Annotated in this window: 19 protein-coding genes; 12 read left to right on the top strand and 7 right to left on the bottom strand. The window is 65.7% G+C overall.

The genetic code is table 11. The annotated features are described in order from the left end of the window. Nucleotides 1–65: 65 nt before the first annotated feature. Entirely contained in the window at nt 66–1,091 is a 1,026-nt protein-coding gene (locus Q4G22_RS01470; RefSeq protein WP_303384113.1) for a hypothetical protein, read from the bottom strand. 324 nt (nt 1,092–1,415) lie between these two features. After that, a complete protein-coding gene (locus tag Q4G22_RS01465; protein WP_303384112.1) occupies nt 1,416–2,336 on the bottom strand; it encodes a LysR family transcriptional regulator in 921 nt (306 codons plus the stop codon). Nucleotides 2,337–2,497: 161 nt separating this feature from the next. On the opposite strand from Q4G22_RS01465, the gene Q4G22_RS01460 reads away from it, so the two are divergent. The 8 genes from Q4G22_RS01460 to Q4G22_RS01425 all read left to right on the top strand — a co-directional run bounded on the left by Q4G22_RS01460 (nt 2,498) and on the right by Q4G22_RS01425 (nt 11,950). Beyond that, complete coding sequence (locus Q4G22_RS01460; RefSeq protein WP_303384111.1) at nt 2,498–5,893, top strand: indolepyruvate ferredoxin oxidoreductase family protein; 3,396 nt, start codon at nt 2,498–2,500, stop codon at nt 5,891–5,893. 64 nt (nt 5,894–5,957) lie between these two features. Next, on the top strand, nt 5,958–6,770 hold the full coding sequence (locus Q4G22_RS01455) for a glutamate racemase (RefSeq protein ID WP_303384110.1): 813 nt from the start codon (nt 5,958–5,960) through the stop codon (nt 6,768–6,770). A gap of 24 nt (nt 6,771–6,794) precedes the next feature. Continuing rightward, nucleotides 6,795–7,244: a cytochrome c maturation protein CcmE gene (gene ccmE, locus Q4G22_RS01450; protein WP_303384168.1), complete on the top strand. Its 450-nt coding sequence runs from the start codon at nt 6,795–6,797 to the stop codon at nt 7,242–7,244. A 78-nt stretch (nt 7,245–7,322) separates the two neighbouring features. After that, nucleotides 7,323–7,934 (top strand): holin-associated N-acetylmuramidase, encoded by a 612-nt coding sequence (locus Q4G22_RS01445; RefSeq protein ID WP_303384109.1) that lies wholly within the window; start codon nt 7,323–7,325, stop codon nt 7,932–7,934. Next, entirely contained in the window at nt 7,925–8,581 is a 657-nt protein-coding gene (locus Q4G22_RS15670; RefSeq protein ID WP_368661450.1) for a holin family protein, read from the top strand. The genes Q4G22_RS01445 and Q4G22_RS15670 overlap by 10 nt, the downstream gene beginning before the upstream one ends. Nucleotides 8,582–8,674: 93 nt before the next feature. Then, nucleotides 8,675–10,645 (top strand): heme lyase CcmF/NrfE family subunit, encoded by a 1,971-nt coding sequence (locus Q4G22_RS01435; protein WP_303384108.1) that lies wholly within the window; start codon nt 8,675–8,677, stop codon nt 10,643–10,645. Beyond that, entirely contained in the window at nt 10,642–11,115 is a 474-nt protein-coding gene (locus Q4G22_RS01430) for a cytochrome c-type biogenesis protein (RefSeq protein WP_303384107.1), read from the top strand. The genes Q4G22_RS01435 and Q4G22_RS01430 overlap by 4 nt, the downstream gene beginning before the upstream one ends. Nucleotides 11,116–11,179: 64 nt before the next feature. After that, nucleotides 11,180–11,950 (top strand): enoyl-CoA hydratase-related protein, encoded by a 771-nt coding sequence (locus Q4G22_RS01425; RefSeq protein WP_303384106.1) that lies wholly within the window; start codon nt 11,180–11,182, stop codon nt 11,948–11,950. 87 nt (nt 11,951–12,037) lie between these two features. Here Q4G22_RS01425 and Q4G22_RS01420 read toward each other — a convergent pair whose 3' ends face one another. From Q4G22_RS01420 to Q4G22_RS01410, 3 genes are all read right to left on the bottom strand, one after another. Continuing rightward, entirely contained in the window at nt 12,038–12,724 is a 687-nt protein-coding gene (locus Q4G22_RS01420) for an NUDIX hydrolase (protein WP_303384105.1), read from the bottom strand. Then, nucleotides 12,721–13,122, bottom strand: a complete 402-nt coding sequence (locus Q4G22_RS01415) for a DUF983 domain-containing protein (RefSeq protein ID WP_303384104.1) — start codon at nt 13,120–13,122, stop codon at nt 12,721–12,723. The genes Q4G22_RS01420 and Q4G22_RS01415 overlap by 4 nt, the downstream gene beginning before the upstream one ends. A gap of 71 nt (nt 13,123–13,193) precedes the next feature. Next, nucleotides 13,194–14,582: a diguanylate cyclase gene (locus Q4G22_RS01410; RefSeq protein WP_303384103.1), complete on the bottom strand. Its 1,389-nt coding sequence runs from the start codon at nt 14,580–14,582 to the stop codon at nt 13,194–13,196. A gap of 111 nt (nt 14,583–14,693) precedes the next feature. Between Q4G22_RS01410 and Q4G22_RS01405 the strand changes: the two genes are divergently transcribed. From Q4G22_RS01405 to Q4G22_RS01395, 3 genes are all read left to right on the top strand, one after another. Continuing rightward, nucleotides 14,694–14,984 (top strand): DUF3572 domain-containing protein, encoded by a 291-nt coding sequence (locus Q4G22_RS01405; RefSeq protein WP_303384102.1) that lies wholly within the window; start codon nt 14,694–14,696, stop codon nt 14,982–14,984. An 83-nt stretch (nt 14,985–15,067) separates the two neighbouring features. After that, nucleotides 15,068–15,646 carry a heme NO-binding domain-containing protein gene (locus Q4G22_RS01400; RefSeq protein WP_303384101.1) on the top strand — a complete coding sequence of 193 codons (579 nt, stop codon included), beginning with the start codon at nt 15,068–15,070 and terminating at the stop codon, nt 15,644–15,646. Further along, nucleotides 15,643–16,656 (top strand): GGDEF domain-containing protein, encoded by a 1,014-nt coding sequence (locus tag Q4G22_RS01395; protein ID WP_303384100.1) that lies wholly within the window; start codon nt 15,643–15,645, stop codon nt 16,654–16,656. Before Q4G22_RS01400 ends, Q4G22_RS01395 begins: the two co-directional genes overlap by 4 nt. A gap of 367 nt (nt 16,657–17,023) precedes the next feature. Here Q4G22_RS01395 and Q4G22_RS01390 read toward each other — a convergent pair whose 3' ends face one another. Then, a complete protein-coding gene (locus Q4G22_RS01390; RefSeq protein WP_303384099.1) occupies nt 17,024–18,043 on the bottom strand; it encodes a zinc-dependent alcohol dehydrogenase family protein in 1,020 nt (339 codons plus the stop codon). 146 nt (nt 18,044–18,189) lie between these two features. Then, nucleotides 18,190–20,592: a penicillin acylase family protein gene (locus Q4G22_RS01385; RefSeq protein ID WP_303384098.1), complete on the bottom strand. Its 2,403-nt coding sequence runs from the start codon at nt 20,590–20,592 to the stop codon at nt 18,190–18,192. A gap of 125 nt (nt 20,593–20,717) precedes the next feature. Between Q4G22_RS01385 and Q4G22_RS01380 the strand changes: the two genes are divergently transcribed. Further along, nucleotides 20,718–21,581 carry an NAD(P)-dependent oxidoreductase gene (locus tag Q4G22_RS01380; RefSeq protein ID WP_303384097.1) on the top strand — a complete coding sequence of 288 codons (864 nt, stop codon included), beginning with the start codon at nt 20,718–20,720 and terminating at the stop codon, nt 21,579–21,581. Nucleotides 21,582–21,659 lie beyond the last annotated feature (78 nt).

Below are 21,659 nucleotides of genomic sequence, written 5' to 3'. Positions count from 1 at the left end.
AAATTTCCTCTGCTTTTAGGGCGCGGCGCGGCGGGGCGCAAGGAAGGGGGCGCTGCCGCCTGCCTTCAGTTCATATCCAGCCGCAGCCGCGCCACGAAATCACCCGCACCGCTGCCGGTGCGGGTGATGCGAACGGTCTGCACACCATCCTGCGGCAAGGGCAGCGGCTGATCCGCAGTCAGCGTGGCCTGCGTCGGCGCGGTCAGTTGCACCCGAAAGCCATCGGCACGGGGCATGACCAGAGTCAGCGTCTGACCGGGAACGGAAGTGACAGTATAATCGCAATGCGCGCCGCTGGAGATGCGGCCCGATACAGCGACAGAGCCACGATCCAGCGGCTCGACCGGGTTGCAGGTGGCCGCGCCATTGGCGGCGGGCGTGGCCTGTGGTGCGGCCGCCGTTTCTGCCGGGGCGGGGCTGCTGGCGGCTGTCGGCGCGGGGGCGGTAACGGGGGCAGGGGCTGCGCTGCTGTCAGCGGGGCGCGCGGCGGGCACTGTTCCCGTTGCCGCCTGCGCCGGGCGCGGCTGCGGACGCGTGTCGGCAACGGCGGTGGTTGCAGGGCGGGCGGCGGGCGCGGTGGCGGCGGCGCTGTCAGGGGCGGCGGGGCGCGCGGCGGGGGCTGGCTCGGCCGGGGCGACGGGGGGCGTGAACGTGCGCCCGGCGGGTCGGGCCTGCGGGCGCTTGGTGCTGGGGCCGGTTGCTGGGGGCGCGGCGGCGGTGGCCGTGCCGATGATCTGGAATTCAACCGTAAACTGTGGTGCCTGCCCCATGGCGGCATGATCCGCATTCTGCGCCAGACGCACCGTATATTCGCCGCTTTGCGGCAATTGCCACGGTTGCCCGGTCAGATCGTGTTGCACCGGCGCGATCACCCGCGCCGTGATCTGCCCCTGCGAGGCGATGCGGGCCGACAACTGCTGCCCGGCCTGTCCGCTCAACTGAAAGTCGCAGGCCGAGGCGCCGACGATCCGGCCACCAACCAGCGCATTGTTCTGACCCTGCGTAAAGGTTACAGGCCCGCCGCAACCCGATTGCGCAAAAGCCGCCCCGCCCCAGATCAGACCTGCCGTGGTGACAAGCATCAGCCGCATCATCATCTCTGCCTCATTGGTTTTTTGGTTACTGCCATTTTGCCATCTGCGCTGCACAGCGGAAAGGCACCTTGGCGTGATCGCCCGGCAGATGAAAAAAAAGCCGGGCACGAAGCCCGGCCATAGTCCAACAGGGAGGTTGAAGGCGATACGCGAATGCGCAATTATCACCCTCTTGGCGGATGTATGGGCAGCAGGCCGCTGGATCAAGAAATTTCACGCTGCAATTGCAGCATAGCACCTATGTCGTTGCTGAATGGCTACACGCGCTGGTTGTGGGGGCCGGGCGATCAGGGCATGATTCGGAAATAAAAGTTAATTGTCTCAATCGACTGTATCGCGGATCGCATCCGATTCGACCTGCTTGCGGCGATAGGCCTGAATTTCCTCCAGCACGAAATCGCGAAAGGCGGTCACGCGCCGGGACTGACGCAGTTCTTCGGGGAAGGCCAGGAAAACGGGAACCTCGACTGATTCTATGTCCGGCAATACCCGGATAAGGTCGGGGAAATCGGCGGTCAGATAATCCGGCAGCACACCGATCCCCACCCCTGCCAGCACCGCCTGCAACACCCCGAAATAGTTGTTCACCATCAGCGTCGAACTGACATTATGCGACAACAGCGTGTGCGACAGCACCGCCCCGGCCGAGACCTGCGGTGTCGAAGGCTGCTGACAGATCAGCCGGTGCGGGGCCAGATCCTCCAGCCGGTCGGGCACCCCGGCGCTGTCCAGATAGGCGCGGGTGGCGAACAGTTGCATGCGGATGTTCAGCAGGCGGCGACGCACCAGATCGGATTGCTGCGGCTCTTTCATGCGGATGGCGACATCGGCTTCGCGCATGGGCAGGTCCAGCACCCGTTCTTCCAGCAGCAGGTCGATTTTCAGATCGGGATAGCGCGAATACAGCTTCGACAGCCGGGGCACCAGCCACAGCGTGCCGAAACCCACCGTCGTCGTCACCTTTAGTTCGCCAAATACGTGTTCCTCACTGTCCTTGATTCTCGCGGAAGTTGTTTCCAGTTTGCGCACCATTGACGAGGTTGCGTCGAACAGCAATTCGCCCTGTTCCGTCAGAATCAGGCCGCGTGCGTGGCGATGGAACAGCGTTGTCCCCAGCGATTCCTCAAGCGCGCGGATCTGGCGGCTGACGGCGGATTGCGACAGATGCAAAACATCGCCCGCGTGGGTCAGGCTGCCCGCATCGGCAACCGCGTGGAAAATCCGTAACTTGTCCCAATCCATGGGTTCTGTTCCCGCGAAGACTGTCATGCAATCAGCGCAACCCTAGCGACAGGTCCACCGCGTGCCAATAGTGCGAGAGTATGAATTTTTTCCTTCATCGGTCAATAATTCTGACCTATACTGCGACAATACGTCATCCGCGTTCTTGGGGAGGGGAGCAGATGGGCAAAACGGAATTTTCACTGGCGGACCGTTTCGATCTGTCGAAATCGCAGGTGTTGCTGAACGGCACGCAGGCTTTGGTGCGGCTGATGCTGATGCAGGCGGCGCGCGATCAGGCGGCGGGGCTGAACACGGCGGGGCTGGTGACCGGCTATCGCGGCAGCCCCTTGGGCAGTGTCGATCTGCAAATGATGCGCGAAACCAGGCGGCTTTCCGCCGCAGGTGTGCTGTTTCAGCCCGGCCTGAACGAAGATCTGGCCGCCACCGCCATCTGGGGCAGCCAGCAGGCCGAGATGCGGGGCGAGGGCAAATACGATGGCGTGTTCGCGCTGTGGTATGGCAAGGGGCCGGGGGTGGACCGTTCGGGCGACGTGATGCGGCACGCCAATATGGCCGGATCGTCGGCGCATGGTGGCGTGGTGATGGCCATGGGCGACGATCACACCGGCGAATCCTCGACCGTGCTGCATCAGTCGGATTGGGCAATGATCGACGCTTATATCCCGGTGCTGTCGCCTGCCGGGGTGCAGGAAATTCTGGATTACGGGCTGTATGGTTTCGCTCTGTCGCGCTTTGCCGGTGTCTGGACCGGCCTGAAAACCATGAAAGACACGGTGGAGGTCACCAGCGTGGTGAACGGCGATCCGAACCGGATGCGCTTTGTCGTCCCTGATTTCAACATGCCCGAGGGCGGGCTGAACATCCGCGTTGGCGATACGCCCGTCGCGCAAGAGGCGCGGATGATCGACCATAAACGCAAGGCGGCCGAGGCGTTTGCCCGCGCCAATCGCATCGACCGCAAGGTTTGGGGCAAGCCGGGCGCGCGCATCGGCTTTGTCGCGGCGGGCAAGAACTGGTTGGATCTGGTCCATGCCCTGTCCCTGCTGGGCATCGACGAGGCCGAGGCCGACCGGCTGGGCATCACCATCTACAAGGTCGGTCAGACCTGGCCTCTGGACATGAGGTCCATGCAGGAATGGTCTGAAAACCTTGAGCTTATTGTCTGCGTCGAGGAAAAGCGCAAGCTGATCGAAGTGCAGTTGAAAGAGGCAATCTTTGACAATCGCCGTGGCCGCCGTGTCCATGGCTGGCGTCACGACCGCACCGGCGAGGAACTGTTCCCGACCCGTTACGCGCTGGACCCGGTGATGATCGCACAAAAGCTGGGCGGCATTCTGATTGAGGAAGGGCGCGGCACCGATGCCATCAAGGCCGGGCTGGACCGCATCAATGAAGTGCGCCGCAATGACAATGCGCCTGAGATTTCCGTCAGAACCCCTTGGTTTTGTTCGGGTTGCCCGCACAATAGCAGCACCCGCGTGCCCGAGGGCAGCCGCGCTTATGCGGGTATCGGCTGTCATTATATGGTGCAGTGGATGGGTCGGGAAACCAATGGTTTCACCCATATGGGCGGCGAGGGGGTGAACTGGGTCGGCGAATCGCCATTCAGCACAAGAAACCATGTGTTTCAAAATCTTGGCGACGGAACCTATAACCATTCTGGCTCTTTGGCGATCCGTGCGGCCAAGGCGGCGGGCACGAATATCACCTACAAGATCCTGTATAATGACGCGGTGGCGATGACCGGCGGTCAGCCGAACGAGGGTGAGCTGACCGCCCCGCAGATCGCGCGCGAATTGCTGGCTATGGGCGTCGCCCCGGTGGTTGTCGTCTATGACGAGAAAGAGGACGTTGACCGCAGCCAGTTCCCGCAGGCGATGCGGTTCGAGGAACGCGGCAGCATGATGGCGGTGCAGCGCGAATTGGAAACGGTGACGGGCGTCAGTGCGATCCTGTATATCCAGACCTGCGCCGCCGAAAAGCGTCGCCGCCGCAAAAAAGGCCAGTTCCCCGACCCCGACCGCCGCATCTTTATCAACCCCGAGGTTTGCGAGGGCTGCGGCGATTGCTCGGTCCAGTCCAACTGCGTTTCGGTCGTGCCGCTGGACACCGAACTGGGCCGCAAGCGCGCCATCGACCAGTCGTCGTGCAACAAGGATTATTCCTGCGTGAACGGCTTTTGTCCGTCCTTCGTGTCGGTGCGCGGCGGCCAGCTGCGGCGACCCAAGGGGTCTGACATCACGATCCCCGACCTGCCCGCGCCCGCGCTGCCCGTCATCAACGGCACCCATAACGTGGTGATTACCGGCGTCGGCGGCACGGGCGTTGTGACCATCGGTGCCGTTCTGGCGCAGGCCGCGCAACTGGATGGCAAGGGCGCCGGCATGATGGAGATGGCGGGTCTGGCCCAAAAGGGCGGGGCGGTGCATATCCACCTGCGGCTGGCCAACGATCCCGCCGATATTTCCGCCATCCGCGTCGCCGTGGGCGAGGCTGATTGCATCATCGGCGGCGATCTGGTGGTGACGGCGGGGGCGAAAACCATCGGGTTGATGACGCAGGGCCGCACCGGCGCGGTGGTCAACGATCACGAGATCATCACCGGCGAATTTACGCGCTTTCGCGATTTTCAGGTGCCCTCTGACCGGCTGAAACTGTCGTTGCAGGCGCGTCTGGCGGATCGCGCGGCGTTTTTCGATGCCAGCGATCTGGCGCTGCGGGTGTTGGGCGATTCGATCTATTCCAACATGCTGGTGATGGGCGCGGCCTGGCAGCAGGGGCTGATCCCGCTGAGCGAAGCGGCGATCCTGCGCGCGATCGAAATGAACGGTGCTAAGGTGGCTGAAAACCAGCGCGCCTTTCAGATTGGCCGCTGGGCGATGGTCTTTCCCGAACAGGCGGCAGCGGCGGCCCGCCCGCCCGAGCCTGAGGCGGCGCCCGATCCGGTGGCTTATCGTGCCGCGCGGCTGGTCGATTATCAGGATCAGGCGTTGGCCGACAGGTTCATGGCCTTGGTGAACCGCGCGCCCGCCGATCTGCGCGAATCCGTGGCGCGCGGTTACTATAAGCTGTTGGCCTATAAGGACGAATACGAGGTCGCGCGGCTGCATCTGACCACCGCCGATCAGGTCGCCGCGCAGTGGCAGGGCGATACGCGGCTATCTTTCCACCTTGCGCCGCCGATCCTGCCGGGGCGCGATGCCAATGGCCGCCCGCGCAAGCGCGAGTTCGGTCCGTGGGCGCTGCCGCTGTTCCGGCTGCTGGCACGGATGAAGGGGCTGCGCGGCAAGCCCTACGATCCATTCGGCTGGCTGGCCGAGCGTCGGATCGAACGCGCGGCCATCGCGGAATACGAATCCGACATGGCCGAACTGCTGCCCAAGGTCACGCCCGCGACCATGGCCTGCTTGCGCGAACTGGCCGAATTGCCGCTGACCATCAAGGGCTACGGCATGATAAAAGACGATGCGATCAAGGCCGCCGCCGCCCGCCGTGCCGAGCTGTTGGCCGAATTTCGTGCCGGTGGCTCGCCCATGCGTGAAGCGGCGGAATGACTTAGGTCATTTCCCTTCGCGCGCGGCGGCGCTATGACTGCGGCGCGCGAAGGGGGATTTCTGCATGGCGGTTGGTGTTTTCGATTCCGGTCTGGGTGGTCTGACGGTGCATCAGGCCATCGCGGCCCGGTTGCCTGATCTGCCGCTGGTCTATCTGGGCGACAACGCCCATGCGCCTTACGGCGTGCGCACGCCAGACGACATCTTTGATCTGACGACCGCCGCCACCGAACGGCTGTGGGCCGAGGGCTGCGATCTGGTGATCCTTGCCTGCAACACCGCCAGCGCCGCCGCGCTGCGCCGGATGCAGGAAACATGGTTGCCCGAGGGCAAGCGGGTGCTGGGCGTCTTTGTTCCGATGATCGAGGCGCTGACCGAACGCGCATGGGGCGACAATTCGCCGCCCCGGCGGGTGGCGGTGAACAATGTCGCGCTGTTCGCGACCCCGGCCACGGTCGCCAGCCGGGCCTTTCAGCGCGAACTGGCCTTTCGCGCCGTGGGCGTCGATGTCGAGGCGCAGCCTTGCGGTGGTGTCGTCGATGCCATTGAAATGGGTGACGAAATTCTGGCCGAGGCGCTGGTCGCCAGCCATGTCGAGGCGCTGCTGCGCCGGATGCCCCACCCCGAGGCGGCGGTTTTGGGCTGCACCCATTACCCGCTGGTGCAGAATGCCTTCCAGCGCGCCTTAGGGTCGCAGGTCAAGGTTTTCAGTCAGGCGGGGCTGGTTGCCGAAAGCCTGGCTGACTATCTTACCCGCAGGCCCGAGTTCATCGGACCGGGCACGGAATCGAAATATCTGACCACCGGCGACCCTGTGCGGGTGTCGGGCAAGGCCACGCAATTCCTGCGCCGCCCGATCCGCTTTGAGGCCGCTTAATCAAAGGGGGAACCCATGGCCGGGTTGAAATCGCTCAAGAAAACGCGCCGTATCCAGATCATGTCGGCGGCTGCCGTGGCGCTGGTCGTGGCGGCGGGGCTGATTGGCTATGGCTTTCGCGACGGGATCAACCTGTATCGCTCGCCCTCGCAGGTGACGGAAAACGCGCCCGATCCGGGCGAGTATTTCCAGCTTGGCGGGTTGGTCAAGGAAGACAGCATCACCGACCGCCACGGGGTCGAGTTCCGCTTTGTCATCACCGACGGGCTGGCGGAAATTCCGGTGGCCTATGTCGGGCGTGACCCGGCCCCCGATCTGTTCAGCGAGGGGCAGGGAACCATTGCCAAGGGCTATTACCGCGACGGCGTGTTTCAGGCCGATAACCTGCTGGCCAAGCACGACGAAAACTATATGCCGCGCGAGGTGATGGACACGCTGAAAGAAACCGGCGTCTATCAGGATCCGAACGCCTGATCTCGCAACGCGCGAAGCCTTAATCCGGCGTTAACCCGTCTGCGCGACCTTTCCCCCTGGTTAACCTTGGGGGCAAGGATGAAAACTGTCGAGCAGATCGCGACCGAAATCGTCGCGCGTGAAGGGGGCTACGTCAACGACCCCGACGATCCCGGCGGGGCGACGAATTACGGCGTCACCATCGGGACAATGCGCCGTCTGGGCATGGACCTGAACGGCGATGGCCGTGTCGATGAACGCGACGTGCGGGCGCTGACCCGCGCGCAGGCCGTTCAGGTTTATGTCGAACATTATTTTCGCCGTCCGCGTCTGGCCGAACTGCCGGTCACGGTGCAGGCCAGCGTGTTCGACATGCAGGTGAACGCCGGTGCGAATGCGGTGAAAATCCTGCAACGGCTGCTGACGCGCATGGGCTTTGCGGCCAAGGATGACGGCGTGATCGGCCCGCGCACCATCGCGGCGGCGCAATCGGCGGCACAGGTCGCGCCACAGCATCTGGCCGACGCCTATGGCATCGCGCGGCGCAACTATTACTACGCCATCGCCGATAATCGCCCGGCCAGCCGCAAATATGCCCGGCGCAAGGATGGCGGCAAGGGCGGCTGGATCACGCGGGCCGAAGAGTTCATCAGCCCGAAATACCACCTCAGCGCCGCGCAGCACCGGGAAAGGACCGCGAAATGGGCATGATCGACCGCTTTCTGAATCTGGGGGGCACCGTCACGGCGGCGGGGAATGTGGCCGAGATCTTTCGCCAGAACGCCACTCGCCGGATGGAACTGGACGAAGAGGCCTATGCCCGCGCCATCGAACAGCTTGGGCTGGAATTTGCGCACGCGCCGCAGACGTGGTTCGACAGTTTCGTGAACGGGCTGAACCGCCTGCCGCGTCCGGGGATGACGGTGGGGGTGTTGGGCCTGTTCACCTATGCCATGGTCGATCCCGCCGGATTCGGCCTGCGGATGGAGGGGCTGGCCGAGGTGCCCGAACCGCTGTGGTGGCTGCTGGGGGCGATTGTCAGCTTTTATTTCGGCGCGCGCGAGGCGCATTATTTCCGCAATCGCGTCGTGCTGGAACGATCCGGTCGCAAAGGGCGGGCGCAAGGCACGGCGGATGCCAGCGGCGCGGGCATGGTCGCCCTGCATGACACGGAAGGGCAGGCGGCGCTGGATGCCGCGCTGGCCGCCGCCATGACCGCGCCGGTCGATCCGGTGATGCCGGTGGCGGCATCTGTGAGCGCTGCGTCCGCCGCCCCCCCGCAAGGCTGGCGCCTGCCTGCCGATACCTTTGCCGATAATGCCGCGCTGCGCGACTGGTCGGCCGGCCTGCGCGGATAGGTCACACAGAAAACTGAACCATTGCGGCAAAGGGGGGACTGTTCCCCCCTTTGTCATGTGTTTATGGTCGACATCAGCCCAAGGGAGACGACCATGATCGCAGAATTCGGCCATTTCGCCCTGATTTTGGCCTTTATGGTGGCTCTGTATCAGATGATCGTGCCGATGATCGGCGCGTCGCGCGGGTGGACCGCATGGATGGACAGCGCCCGGCCCGCCGCGATGGCGCAGTTCCTGCTGACCGGGCTTTCCTTTTGTGCGCTGACCGTGGCCTTTGTCACCTCGGATTTCTCGCTCAGGCTGGTTTACGAAAATTCGCATACCGCCAAACCGATGCTGTATAAAATCAGCGGCGTGTGGGGGAACCACGAAGGTTCGATGCTGCTGTGGGTGCTGATCCTGGCGCTGTTCGGTGCGGCGGCGGCGGCCTGGGGGGGCAATCTGCCGCCCGCATTGCGCGCGCGCGTTCTGGCGGTGCAGGCGGCGATCGGGGCGGCGTTCTATGCGTTTATCATCTTCACCTCGAACCCGTTTTTGCGACTGGAAGTGCCGCCCTTTGACGGGCGCGACCTGAACCCCCTGCTGCAAGACGTCGGCCTGGCGCTGCACCCGCCGTTCCTTTACCTTGGCTATGTCGGGCTTTCGATGTCGTTCAGCTTTGCCGTCGCGGCGCTGATCGAAGGCCGTGTCGATGCCGCCTGGGCGCGGTGGGTCAGGCCGTGGACGCTGGCGGCCTGGGTGTTTCTGACCATCGGCATCGCGCTTGGGTCGTGGTGGGCCTATTACGAACTGGGCTGGGGCGGGTTCTGGTTCTGGGATCCGGTCGAAAACGCCAGCTTCATGCCGTGGCTGCTGGCAGCCGCCTTGCTGCATTCCGCCATCGTCGTCGAAAAGCGCGAGGCGCTGAAAAGCTGGACGATCCTGCTGGCGATCATGGCATTCGGCTTTTCGCTGATCGGCACGTTCATCGTGCGCTCGGGCGTGATTACCTCGGTCCACAGCTTTGCCAGCGACCCGGAACGCGGCGTGTTCATTCTGGCGATTCTGGCGGTGTTCGTGGGCGGCGCGCTGACGCTGTATTCGGTGCGCGCGCAGGCGATGGCCGCCAAGGGGGTGTTCGCGCCGGTATCGCGCGAGGGGGCCTTGGTGCTGAACAACGTGCTGTTGGCGGTGGCCTCGTTCGTGGTGTTCATCGGCACGGTCTGGCCGCTGATCGCCGAACTGGGCTGGGGTGCCAAGCTGTCGGTGGGCGAGCCGTTCTTTAACAAGGCCTTTACCCCCTTCATGATCGTTCTGGCCATCGTGCTGCCCTTGGGCGCGATCATGCCGTGGAAACGCGCCACCATCCGGCGTGCGCTGATGCCGCTGCGGGGGGCGCTCGCGCTGACGGCGGCGGTGATGCTGCTGGTGTTTGCGGTCTCGACCGGGCATTCGGCACTGGCGGTGATCGGCACCGGGTTGGGCAGTTGGATCATCTTTGGCGCGGGCGCCGAACTGATCCACCGCACCGGCGGGTCGGGTCTGTCGCGTCTGGCGCGGCTGCCGCGCGCCGATTGGGGCAAGGCGGTGGCTCATGCCGGATTGGGCGTGACCTTTATCGGGGTGTCGCTGCTGATGGCATGGGAAACCGAAAACATCCGGGTCGCCCATATCGGCGAATCGTTCGAACTGAGCGGTTACACGATCACCCTGCGTTCGGTCGATGAGGTCGAAGGCCCGAACTATCTGTCCACCATGGCCACGATGGATGTGGCCCGCAATGGCCGTCAGGTCGCCACGCTGCACCCGGAAAAGCGCGTCTATCCGGTGCAGGCCATGCCCACGACCGAGGCGGCGATCAACAATGGCGTGTTCCGCGACATCTATCTGGTGATCGGTGACGCGCAGGCGGGCGGAGGCTGGGCCGTGCGTTATTATATCAAACCCTTTGCCAACTGGATCTGGGCCGGGTCGGCGCTGATGGCATTGGGCGGGCTGATTTCCTTGTCTGACCGGCGCTATCGCGTGGCTGCGGGCGCGCGCCGCGACTCGCGCCGTGCTGCAACGGGGGTGCCTGCGGAATGAAACGGCTGGTTCTGATTGCGCTGCTGGCCTTTGCGCCGGTGACTGTGGCGGTGGCGCCGATGCCTGCGGTTGCGGTGCAGCCCGATGAGGTGCTGGATGATCCGGTGCTGGAAACGCGGGCGAGGGCGATCTCGCAAAAGCTGCGCTGCCCGGTGTGTCAGGGCGAAAACATCGACGATTCCAATGCCGCCATCAGCCGCGACCTGCGGCTTTATGTGCGCGAACGGCTGGTTGCGGGCGACAGTGATAATCAGGTGATCGACGCGGTGACGGCGCGCTATGGCGAATTCGTCTTGTTCGAGCCGCGTGCGACAGGCGCCAACTGGGTGCTGTGGCTGGCCGGGCCGGTGATGGGGCTGGTGGCGCTGGCCTTTGCCGCCGGTTTCCTGCGCCGCCGACAGGGAGGGGCCGGGCCGGCACCACTGACGGACGAGGAAAAAGCCCGACTGGACCGGCTGATGCAGGACTGACGCCGGGTCTTGCTGGCGCGGCGGCACGCAACTGTGCAGGATGCGCGGCAGCAAGGGGGAAACCATGACATTCCAGACCATCCTGTTCACCGTCGTTGACGGTATCGCCACGCTGACACTGAACCGCCCGCAGGTGATGAACGCGCTGAACGCGCAGATGCGGACCGAAATCACCACCGCGCTGAGCAATATGCCCGAAGCGGTGCGTTGCGTGGTGATGACCGGCGCGGGGCGCGGCTTTTGTTCCGGGCAGGATCTGACCGACGCACCTGCGGATGCCGATTTCGGGCGGGTGCTGCGCGAGGAATACGAGCCGATGCTGCGCGCGGTGATGGGCTGTCGCGCGCCGGTGATCGCGGCGCTGAACGGCGTGGCGGCGGGGGCCGGGGCCAATCTGGCGCTGGCCGCCGATCTGGTGATTGCGGCGGAAAGCGCTTCGATCATTCAGGCGTTTACGCGCATCGGCCTGATCCCTGACGCGGGCGGCACCTGGCTGGTGCCTCGGCTGGCGGGCCATGCGCGCGCCATGGGGATGATGCTGCTGGCCGAGCCTGTCAGCGCGCGCCAGGCCGCCGACTGGGGCCTGATCTGGGAAGCTTTGCCCGACGACGCCTTTGCCGAGGGCGTCGCCCGCCGCGCCCGGCAACTGGCCGCAGGGCCGACCGGAGCTTATCTGGCGATCCGCCGCGCGCTGGTGGAATCGGGGCAGAACACGGTTGAGGCTCAGATGGCGCTTGAGGCCGAATTGCAGGGCGTGGCGGGCCGCAGCGCCGATTTCCGCGAAGGTGTGGCCGCGTTTCTGGAAAAACGCCCGGCGCGGTTTACCGGGCGGTAAGGTCGCACCCCAAGCCGGGGGTTTTCCACCCCCGGACCCCCGAGGATATTTCTGGACAGAAGATGCCTGCGTGCGAAACTGTGGGCGTCAGGTGATTTGCGCAAAGCGCGGGTTGGTGCTGCGGTTGTCGAAAAACGGCACGCTGTCGGGGATGGGCAGCGGGCCGTGGTCGGCGCTGTGGATCAGCTCGGCGACTTCGGCCAGCACGACTTCGGTGATGAAGGGCAGGTTCAGCGCCCGCGCCTGAGCAAGCGGCACCCAGTGCAGATGGGAGAGTTCGTCGCAGGCTGCGCTGAAATCCTCAGGATCGCCCGCGACATCGGTGGCGTCGGCCAGAAAGAAGCGCGCGTCAAAGCGGCGCGGGCGGCCCGGCGGAGTGATGGCGCGAAAGACGAAATGCAGCGCCCCCGCATCGGGGATCAGCCCGGCCGGGCCAAAGCCGGGTAGGGCGCATCCGGCACCGGGGCGCCCCAGCAGCAGGCCGGTTTCTTCGGCCAGTTCGCGCAGGGCGGCACCGGCCAAGGCGGCAGGGTTGGTGGGGGCGTTGTCACGTGGCTCGGCCAGCAGGCGGTTATGATGCGGCGCGGCCAGCGGGCGGGCCAGTGGCAGGGCGGTATCCTCGGCATCAACGGCGCCGCCCGGAAAGACGTATTTCGACGGCATGAACACCGCCTTGGCGCCGCGCATCCCCATCAGCACACTGGGCGCGCCCTGATCGCGGCGGATCAGCAGCACCGTGGCCGCGTCGCGGATCGGCGGGGCGGTGTCGGTCATGCCGAATCGGGTTCGGCACTGGTGCCGAAACCGTGCATCCGCCGCGCCCATTGCAGCCCGACCATCGCGCCCTTGATCCGCGGCAGCAGCAGCAGCGACAGAGCCACCGACGCCAGGCTGAAGCCGATCAGCATCGTCATGGGCGACGGGCGGAACGCCATATAGACCCACAGCAGCAGCGGCGCGCCAAGGTGCGATACGATCAGGATGGTCAGATAGGCCGGGCCGTCGTCGGCGCGCTGATGGTGCATGGCTTCGCCGCAGGCCGGGCAGGTATCATTGACCTTGAGGTAGCTGTGCAGCAACCGCCCCTCGCCGCATGAGGGGCATTTACCCATGAAACCGCGCCGCATCGCGAGGCCGGTCTGCCGTTCCGGGGTGTCGCTGTGTCCGCTCATATATGTGTCCCTGAAAACCGTGCCGCAATATAGGTCAGGCTTGTGCGGATTGTCACGGGTTTGCAAGACGCTCAGGCGGCGGCCAGCATACAGCGGTTGCGCCCGCCGGATTTGGCCGCGCGCATTGCCTGATCGGCACGTTCCAGCAGCGAATCGGTTTCATGCTCGGCGTCGGTTTGACCGGGGTGCGCGCCAAAGGTCGCTACGCCGATCGAGACGGTGACGAACAGCGCCCGGCTGTCCGCAGCCCGTGGCAGGGGGATCGGGGTGGACATGACGGCGTGGCGGATGGCTTCGGCGCAGCGGGTGGCCTGAGGTGCGGCGGTGTCGGGCAGCAGCACCAGAAATTCTTCACCGCCAAAGCGCGCGACGGGGCCGACCGGACCGGCAACCGATTGAATCCGGGCGGCGATTTCGGCCAGAACCGCGTCTCCGGCGGCGTGGCCGTGCTGGTCGTTGATCTGCTTGAAGCGGTCCACATCCAGGGCCAGAAGGGCACATTCGCCGCCGCGCGCCTGTGTTTCGGCGATCATCTGGCGCAGCCGGGGCAGGGCGAAGCGGCGGTTATAGAGACTGGTCAGCGGATCGACCAGCGACCAGGCGATGCTTTGACGCGCCTCGGCCCGGCGTTCGTCGGCGTGGCGTTTGCGCACGATCTGTTCGCGCAGCGCCAGCACGGTCATCTCGATCATCTCGGGGGTGGCCAGATCAGGCCCCAGCGTTTCGCCCGCGCCCAGATCCAGCGCGATGGCGGCCATTTCCGGCCGATCAGGGGGGGCGGCGATCACAAAGGCCGCATCGCGTGACGCGACGCGCGAGCGCAGTTCCGACAGCAGGCGCAGCCCCTCGCTACGCTGGTCAAGGTCGGCGGCGATCAGATACAGGTCGCCCGCCTCGCCCCGCGCGACCGAGGCCAGAGCCTGCCCCGCATCCTGCACCGAAAAGCGATAGCGCAGGCGCTGCGACAGCGCATGTTTCCAGCCCAGAGCCTGCGAGGGCGTTTCCGCCACCAGCACGATATGCGGCAACCTGCCTGCTGTGCGGCCATGCTGAAACGGCACCTGCGATTCGGCAAAGGCGCGTGGCAGATCGACGCTGGCACTGTTGCGCAGCAGGCCGCGGATGCGCGCCAGCAACAGCAGCGCATCCCCGCGCGGTTCCAGCACCGCCGAGGCGCCGGCCCGCATCACCGCCAGTCGCTGATCGGTCGGGCACAGCGCGATGATCGCCGCCCCGTCCTGACCGCAATCGTCACGGATCATCGCGCAGATCGCGGCGCAATCATGGTCCGGCACCGCCTCGCCCACAATGACCAGATCGGGCGCGAAGGCACGCAGCCGCGCCATCGCCTCGGGCAGAGTGGCGGCGGTAGCGATGTCATAGCTGGCAGGCGTCAACCGCCCCTTGAGCACAAGGCGGTTCGTTGCCAATCCGTCCACGATAAGGATACGGCCTGTCATTCTTGCGTTGCGTCCTTTACACGCCTGCCTGTGATTGGCACCTTGGCAGCAAATGTTTAATAAACCCTTTCGATCTGAACGCAGTGACGAAAAAACCATAGGGCAGATCCGATGACATGGACGCAGGACAGCGCCCGCGATCTGGCGGTCGAGGCGTTGGGCTTTATCGCCGCCGACCCCGAGATGGTGCAGGCTTTGCTGGCGAATGCCGGGCTGCGCCCCGAAGATCTGCGGCACCTGGCCACCAGCCCCGATCTGGGGCAGTTCGTGCTGGATTTCATCCTTGAGGACGACCGCCGTGTGCTGGATTTCGCGGCCAGCACCGGCATCCGGCCAGAGGCGGTGATGGCCGCGCGCACCGTTCTGGCCGGGCCGGGCAGTGCCGGGTGGTCGGCGGATTAAGGCGATCACATCGCCGCAATCCACGTATCGGCTTATCGAATTATTAACAATTTAGTGCTAGTTCCGCTGTGCAAGGGGGCACAATGCACGGATTGATAAATCGCTCGATCGAAGGTTTCCTGCGCCATACCTATGGCGATTCGTTCTGGCATGATGTCGCCGGGGCCTCGGGGATTGATGCGCGCGGCTTTCAGACGATCCGCAACTATCCCGATGCAGTCAGCTTTGGGCTTATCAATCAGGCGGCGCTGCGGCTGGACAAGCCCGAGGCCGAATTGCTTGAGGATCTGGGCGCGTGGCTGGCGGCGCGCGAACCCTTGCGGCGGCTGCTGCGGTTTTCGGGGCGTGATTTCGCGGATTTCCTGTTCTCGCTGGAAGAATGGCCGGGCCGGGCGCATATGGTGATCCCGGATCTGGGGATGCCGCGCATTCGGATCGAGCCGAAATCGGGGGATGAATTGCGCGTGGTGATGCCGGACTGTTTCAACGAATGGCGCAGTGTGATGGCGGGGCTGATCCGCGCGATGGCCGACGATTACGGCGCGCTTGGCTTGATCGCGGTCGAGGGTAACGGCGTGCGGGTGCAGATTTCCGATGATGCCTTTGCCGAAGGCCGCGCCTTTGAACTGGGCGCGTTCCCCGCGCCCGAGGCGGCAAGATGAGCGGCGCCTTGCCCCCCGCCATCGCCATGGCCCTTGCAGCGCTGGATGCCTTGTTGCCGATGCACCTGCGGTTGGATGCCGATGGCGCGGTGCTGGGGGCCGGGCCGACGTTGCGCAAGCTGTTGCCCGAAGATTGCCAGCGGCTGAGCGATGCCTTTGTGCTGACGCGGCCCGTCTCGGCCGAGGATGATCTGATCGTGCTGGCGGCAGCGGCGCGGCGTGGGGACCGGGTGTTTTTGCGAATGACGCAGCCGCCGGGCCTGTCGTTGCGCGGCCATGCGGTGCCGTTGAATGATGGTGCGCTGCTGGTCAATCTGGGGTTCGGCATCGGGCTGGCTGATGCGGTGCGCGATCTGGCCCTGACCGATGGCGACTTTGCCCCGCCGGAACTGGCGATGGAGCTGATGTTTCTGCACGAGGCGAACCGTGCCGTCATGGACGAACTGTCCCGCTTTAACCTCCGCCTGGAAGAAGCGCGCGAGGCGGCGGAAATTCAGGCCTTCACCGATCCGCTGACCGGGCTTTACAACCGGCGCGGGCTGGAACTGGCGCTGTCGGTCGCCCTTCGTTCCGCCGAGGCGGCGCGGGGGCAGGGCGAGCGTGGCGGCTTTGCGCTGGCGCATCTGGATCTGGACCGCTTCAAAGAGGTGAACGACCGTCTGGGCCATGCCGCGGGCGATGAGGTGCTGATCCACGTCGCCGATGTGCTGCGCGCCGCGACCCGCAGCAATGACACGGTGGCGCGGGTGGGCGGGGATGAATTCGTGCTGATCCTGTCCGGCACCACCGCCCCCGAGGCGCTGAACGCGCTGTCCCGCCGCATCATCAGCGGCATCGAACAGCCGGTCGAGGTGGATGGCAACGCCTGCCAGGTCTCGGCCAGTATCGGCATCGCCATTTCGTCGCGCTATCGCCACCCGAACCCGGAACGGATGCTGTCCGATGCCGACGAAGCGCTGTATGCCTCCAAGAACGCGGGGCGGGGCAGGGCGACGCTGCACGACGGCTGACTGCCCGGCTTTGCGCTGTTTGCAGATGAGTGGGGCATCCCGTGGCGCAAGCGATAAAACAATGTGCTGAGGTTGGTGAACGTCGCGGTGATACACCGTCCGCATATGGGCTGATTTGATCCGCCGCTGCCACCGGGACCATTTTCCACCGGCAGAAACACTGGTGCGGGCAGCCTGTGCGACTGTGGTAAGCGGGGGATTGCTGATGAAATCCGGCACCAACGGGTGTGGTCATGCGCAAAGGCACCGCCGCGCCCTGGGCCGGTTTGCTGCGCCAGCGCATCCGACAGCGGTGCACAAACGCAACCGCCCCCCGCTGCCACATGGGCACCGCCACGCCAGATCGACCGGCGCGGCGGTTTGATGGTTACGATACCGTCAGCATCGTCTTGATGGCGCGGCGTTCGTCCATGGCTTTATAGCCCTCGGCGACCTCGGCCAGTGGCAGGACCAGATCAAAGACCTTGCCGGGCTGGATCTGGCGGTCCAGCACGCGGGCCATCAGGTCGGGCAGGAAGCGGCGCACCGGGGCCGGACCGCCCAGCATCCGCTGTTGTTTAAAGAACAGTTGCTGCCCTTCCAGATTAACCCCATGCGGCACGCCGACATAGCCGATGGTGCCGCCCGGACGGCAGACACCCATGGCCTGCTCCATGGATTCCGCCATGCCGACGCATTCCAGCACCGATTCCGCGCCCACCCCGTCGGTCAGGTCCATGATACGGGCGATGCCATCGGCACCGCGTTCGGCCACGATGTCGGTTGCGCCGAACTCCAGCGCCAGTTTCTGCCGGGGTTCGTGGCGCGACATGGCGATGATGCGTTCCGCGCCCAGCTGCTTCGCGGCCATGACGCCCATCAGCCCCACCGCGCCGTCACCCACCACGACCGCCGTGCCGCCCGGACGCACGCCCGATGCAACGGCGGCATACCAGCCCGTCCCCAGCACATCCGACACGGCCAGCATATGCGGGATCATGTCGGCGTCGGGCGTGTGTTCCGTCGCGACCAGCGTGCCGTCGGCCAGCGCCACGCGGGCAAAGGGGGCCTGCGCGCCCAGCATGAATTCGCGCTGCACGCAGGATGACTGGAACCCGAACTGGCAATGCGGACAGGTGTTGTCCGACAGACAAAAGCTGCCCACGACGAACTGACCGGGGCGCAGGGTTTTCACCTCGGAACCGACCTCGATCACGGTGCCGCAATATTCGTGCCCCATATGCATCGGCTGATCCAGCGCCTGCGCCCCGCGATAGGGCCACAGGTCTGATCCGCAGATGCAGGTTGCGGCAAGCTGGATGATGGCATCGGTGGGCTTCAGGATTTTGGGGTCTTCGACCTGTTCAAACCGCACATCGCGCGGACCGTGCATGACGGTGGCATACATGGGATTTCTCCTTCCGGGTGCCGGCAAACTGCCGGTCGTGGCGCGATGATAGCGCAAAACGCCCGGCTGACTATGACAAGTTTCAGCTTGTCGTTATGTCGCGGACTCATGAATGCGCGGTGGCGCCGGGGGCGGGTGGTGCCGGATCAGGGAGCCGGTTCCAGCCGGGTGATCCCGCGCGCGGCGGCGCGGGCAAGGGCCGGGTCCAGCGACATGGTGACATATTCGCCCCGCCGCCACAGCCCGGCCATGTCGTCATAATGGCGCGACAGCGGGTGCCCCGATTGCCCGGTCGAGATCACGAACACCGAACTGTCCGGGTCGGCCAAATCATAGACCGCGCGATAGCCTGCCCCGGTGATCTGCCGCCACGGATCAGGCCCGAAACCTGCCGATCCTGCCCCCGCCAGCGTGAAATCCCCGCCCGAGGTCGATTGCACCAGATTGACCACCCAGCCAAGGCCGGGGATGCCGCCAAGCGCCGGGTTGATCTGATGCGCCTCATGCGCGTTGCCCCACCGCCAGCTGGTGACATCGGGACCAAAGCGGGCGCTCAGGTCCAGAATCGCCGCGTCCAGCGCCTGCCGGGCCAGCGTGGCGCAATCCTCGACCGGGGCGCTTTGCACCACGTCGCACCAGCGCGCCGCGCCACGGGTGTTGCGGAAGGCGGCCTCGATAAAGGCCGGATACAGGCGGCGGATGTCGTCAGACAGAGGGCCAAGCTCGTCGCGGATCATCCGGTCCTGCAAGGCGGCCATCCAGGCGGCATAGATCAGCGGCTCGGGCAGGTGTTCGCTCATGGCGCCGTCCCATTCGGCCAGCAGGCCAAGCGCATCCTGCCGCTGCCGTTCGGTCGTGCCGGGGGCGGCGGGTTCGCCAGTGAACCACAGTTCCGCCCCGACCAGCGGCAGCAACTGCCGCGCCACCGGTGACACGATGTCCAGTTGCGTTTCAATCAGGCTGTCGCGGGAATGGATGTCGCGGTCGTTCATCAACCGGCCAAGGCGGGCCATGCGCGGACCGCCCGCCCCCTCGCCGGTGGCGGTGACAAGACCAACGGCAGGCGCGGGTTGCGGGGCCGGTTCCTGCCCCTGCCAGCGGTTCGCGGGCACCCAGCCGGGGGCGGGCAGGCGGCCTGCGGTCTGGCTGGCCGGGTCGCGGCGCGGCACCGCGCCGGCGATGATGTGGGCGACGCCCTGCTGATCGGCCAGCAGCACGTTCAGCGCCGGAGCGGTCATGCTGGTCAGCGCGCGGGCCGCCGCGTTGCGGTCACGCGCCGTCATCAGCCCCAGCAGCGCGGAAAAGCTGGCGTCATCGGCCCGCGCGCCGGTCCAGCTGATCGCGGTCACATGCCCCACGGGCGCAACCTGCGCCAAGGCCGGGCTGGTCATCACCGGCCCGTTCACGGTGCTGCGCAGCGTGATGGCGCGGTCCTGCCCGTCCAGAACGCGGATGATTTCGCGCGCGGTGTCAAAGCTGGTCCAGCCCTGTTCGGTGCGATAGCGGTTGTTGTCGCCCGGCTGCACTTCTTCGATCAGCACGTCGGTATCGTCCAGCGCGGCGGGGGTGATCCCCCAGGCCAGCGCGGCGTTGCGCCCCGACAGCACCAGCGGCAGCCCCGGAATCGTGCCGCCCATCACCCCGCCCGAGGTCAGATCCAACCGCGCCAGATACCACAGGCCGGGCGCGGTCAGCGGGCCTTGCGGATCATTGGCCAGAATCGCGCCCCCCATGGCGGTGCGGTTGGGGGCGACCGCGAAACCATTGGCCGTCAGCCCGGCATCGGAGGGCAAAAATCCCGCCAGTTCGGTCGCCCGGCCGGGGGGCAAGGGCAACCGCTCGGGCGGCAACAGCCGTGCGCCGGGGAACAGCCCGGCATAATCCGGCAGCGCCATTCCCCCCGGCGGCGCCAGCAGATCGACCCCGCGACCGGGCGCGGCCAGCGACAGGCGCGCGCGCAGCACCTCGTCCGCCATGGCGGTGCTGGAGGCCGCCGCCATCAGCTTGAGGATGGCCAGCGAATCGGCGGGCTGCCAATAGGCAATGTCGCCGGGATAGAGAAAGAATTCCGGCGCACCCCGCCCCCGCGCGCCTTGGTTGATCTGGCGAATCCACTCGTTCACGCCGCGCGCATAGGCGTCCAGCGCGGCGCGGGCCTGTGGCGTCTGCGATGTCAGTGCCTGCTGCGCCAGCCGCTGAAAGCCGATGCGCCGGGCCAGATCGTCGGCGGGCAGCGTGCGTTCGCCATAGATTTCCGACAGACGGCCCTGCGCGGCGCGGCGCAGCGCCAGCATCTGAAACAGCCGGTCCTGCGCATGGGCCAGCCCGAGGGCAAAGAACACGTCTTCGTCGCTCTGCCCAAAGATATGCGGCACGTTTTCGGTGCTGCGGATGATGTCTACCGGCGCGCTGATGCCCGGCACGCTGATCGTGGTGTCATAATCGGGCAGCGAGCGGATGGCGAAATACCAGATCAGCACGGCACCGGCCACAAAGGCGGCGATCATGCCGATGGTGATCCTCAGCAGCCAGCGGAAAAGCGTCAGCATGGGGTCGTGGCGGTCCTTGGCGGCTGGCAGGGCGGCTTGACCCGCGCGCCCTTGGGTGGTGGGGTGCTGCATAGGACAGCCGCGCAGGATTTTCAACGCACGGCAGAGTGAAAGGACAAGGCAGCATGGCGCATGTGGCGTTTCTGGGACTGGGCGTGATGGGTTTTCCGATGGCCGGGCATTTACGCGCGGCGGGGCATCAGGTGACGGTCTATAACCGCAGCCCCGCCAAGGCCGGCGCATGGGTGGCGCAGCATGGTGGCCGCAGCGCGCCCACCCCGCGTCAGGCCGCCGAGGGGGCGGATTTCGTCATGGCCTGTGTCGGCAATGACGACGACCTGCGATCGGTTGTGTTAGGTGATGACGGAGCTTTTGCCGGGATGACGCCGGGCGCGGTGTTCGTCGATCACACCACGGTATCGGCCAAGATCACGCGCGAACTGGCCGAGGTGGCGCGCGGGGCCGGGCTGGGCTGGGTCGATGCGCCGGTCTCGGGCGGGCAGGCGGGGGCGGAAAACGGCGTGCTGTCGGTAATGTGCGGCGGCTCTGACGCCGATTACGCGCGGGCCGAGCCGGTGATCGCCGCCTATGCCCGCATCTGCCGCCGCATGGGCGAGGCGGGCGCGGGGCAGGTGGCCAAGATGTGCAACCAGATCGCCATCGCCGGGCTGGTGCAGGCGCTGTCGGAATCGCTGGCCTTCGCGCAGAAATCCGGTCTGGACGTGGCGGCGCTGGTCGAGGTGATCTCTCAGGGCGCGGCGGGCAGCTGGCAGATGGTCAACCGTCACGCGACCATGGCCGAGGATCGGTTCGACTTTGGCTTTGCGGTGGATTGGATGCGCAAGGATCTGGGGATTTGTCTGGACGCCGCCGATGAGGTCGGGGCCAGCCTGCCGGTAACGGCGCTGGTCGATCAGTTCTATAAGGATGTGCAGCGCATGGGCGGCGGGCGGTGGGACACGTCGTCCCTGATCGCGCGGCTGCGGTAAGGGATCGCCCAAGGGGGGCGGGGCAAACAGGAAGCGGCTTGAGTCGGTTTCCTGTTTGCTTGAATCCGCACCTTCGAA

Origin of the sequence: Paracoccus sp. (in: a-proteobacteria), assembly GCF_030538655.1 — a bacterium.
Classification (GTDB): domain Bacteria; phylum Pseudomonadota; class Alphaproteobacteria; order Rhodobacterales; family Rhodobacteraceae; genus Paracoccus.
The sequence above is the reverse complement of the archived record's forward strand: the minus strand, read 5'-3'. Positions and strand labels throughout refer to the sequence as shown.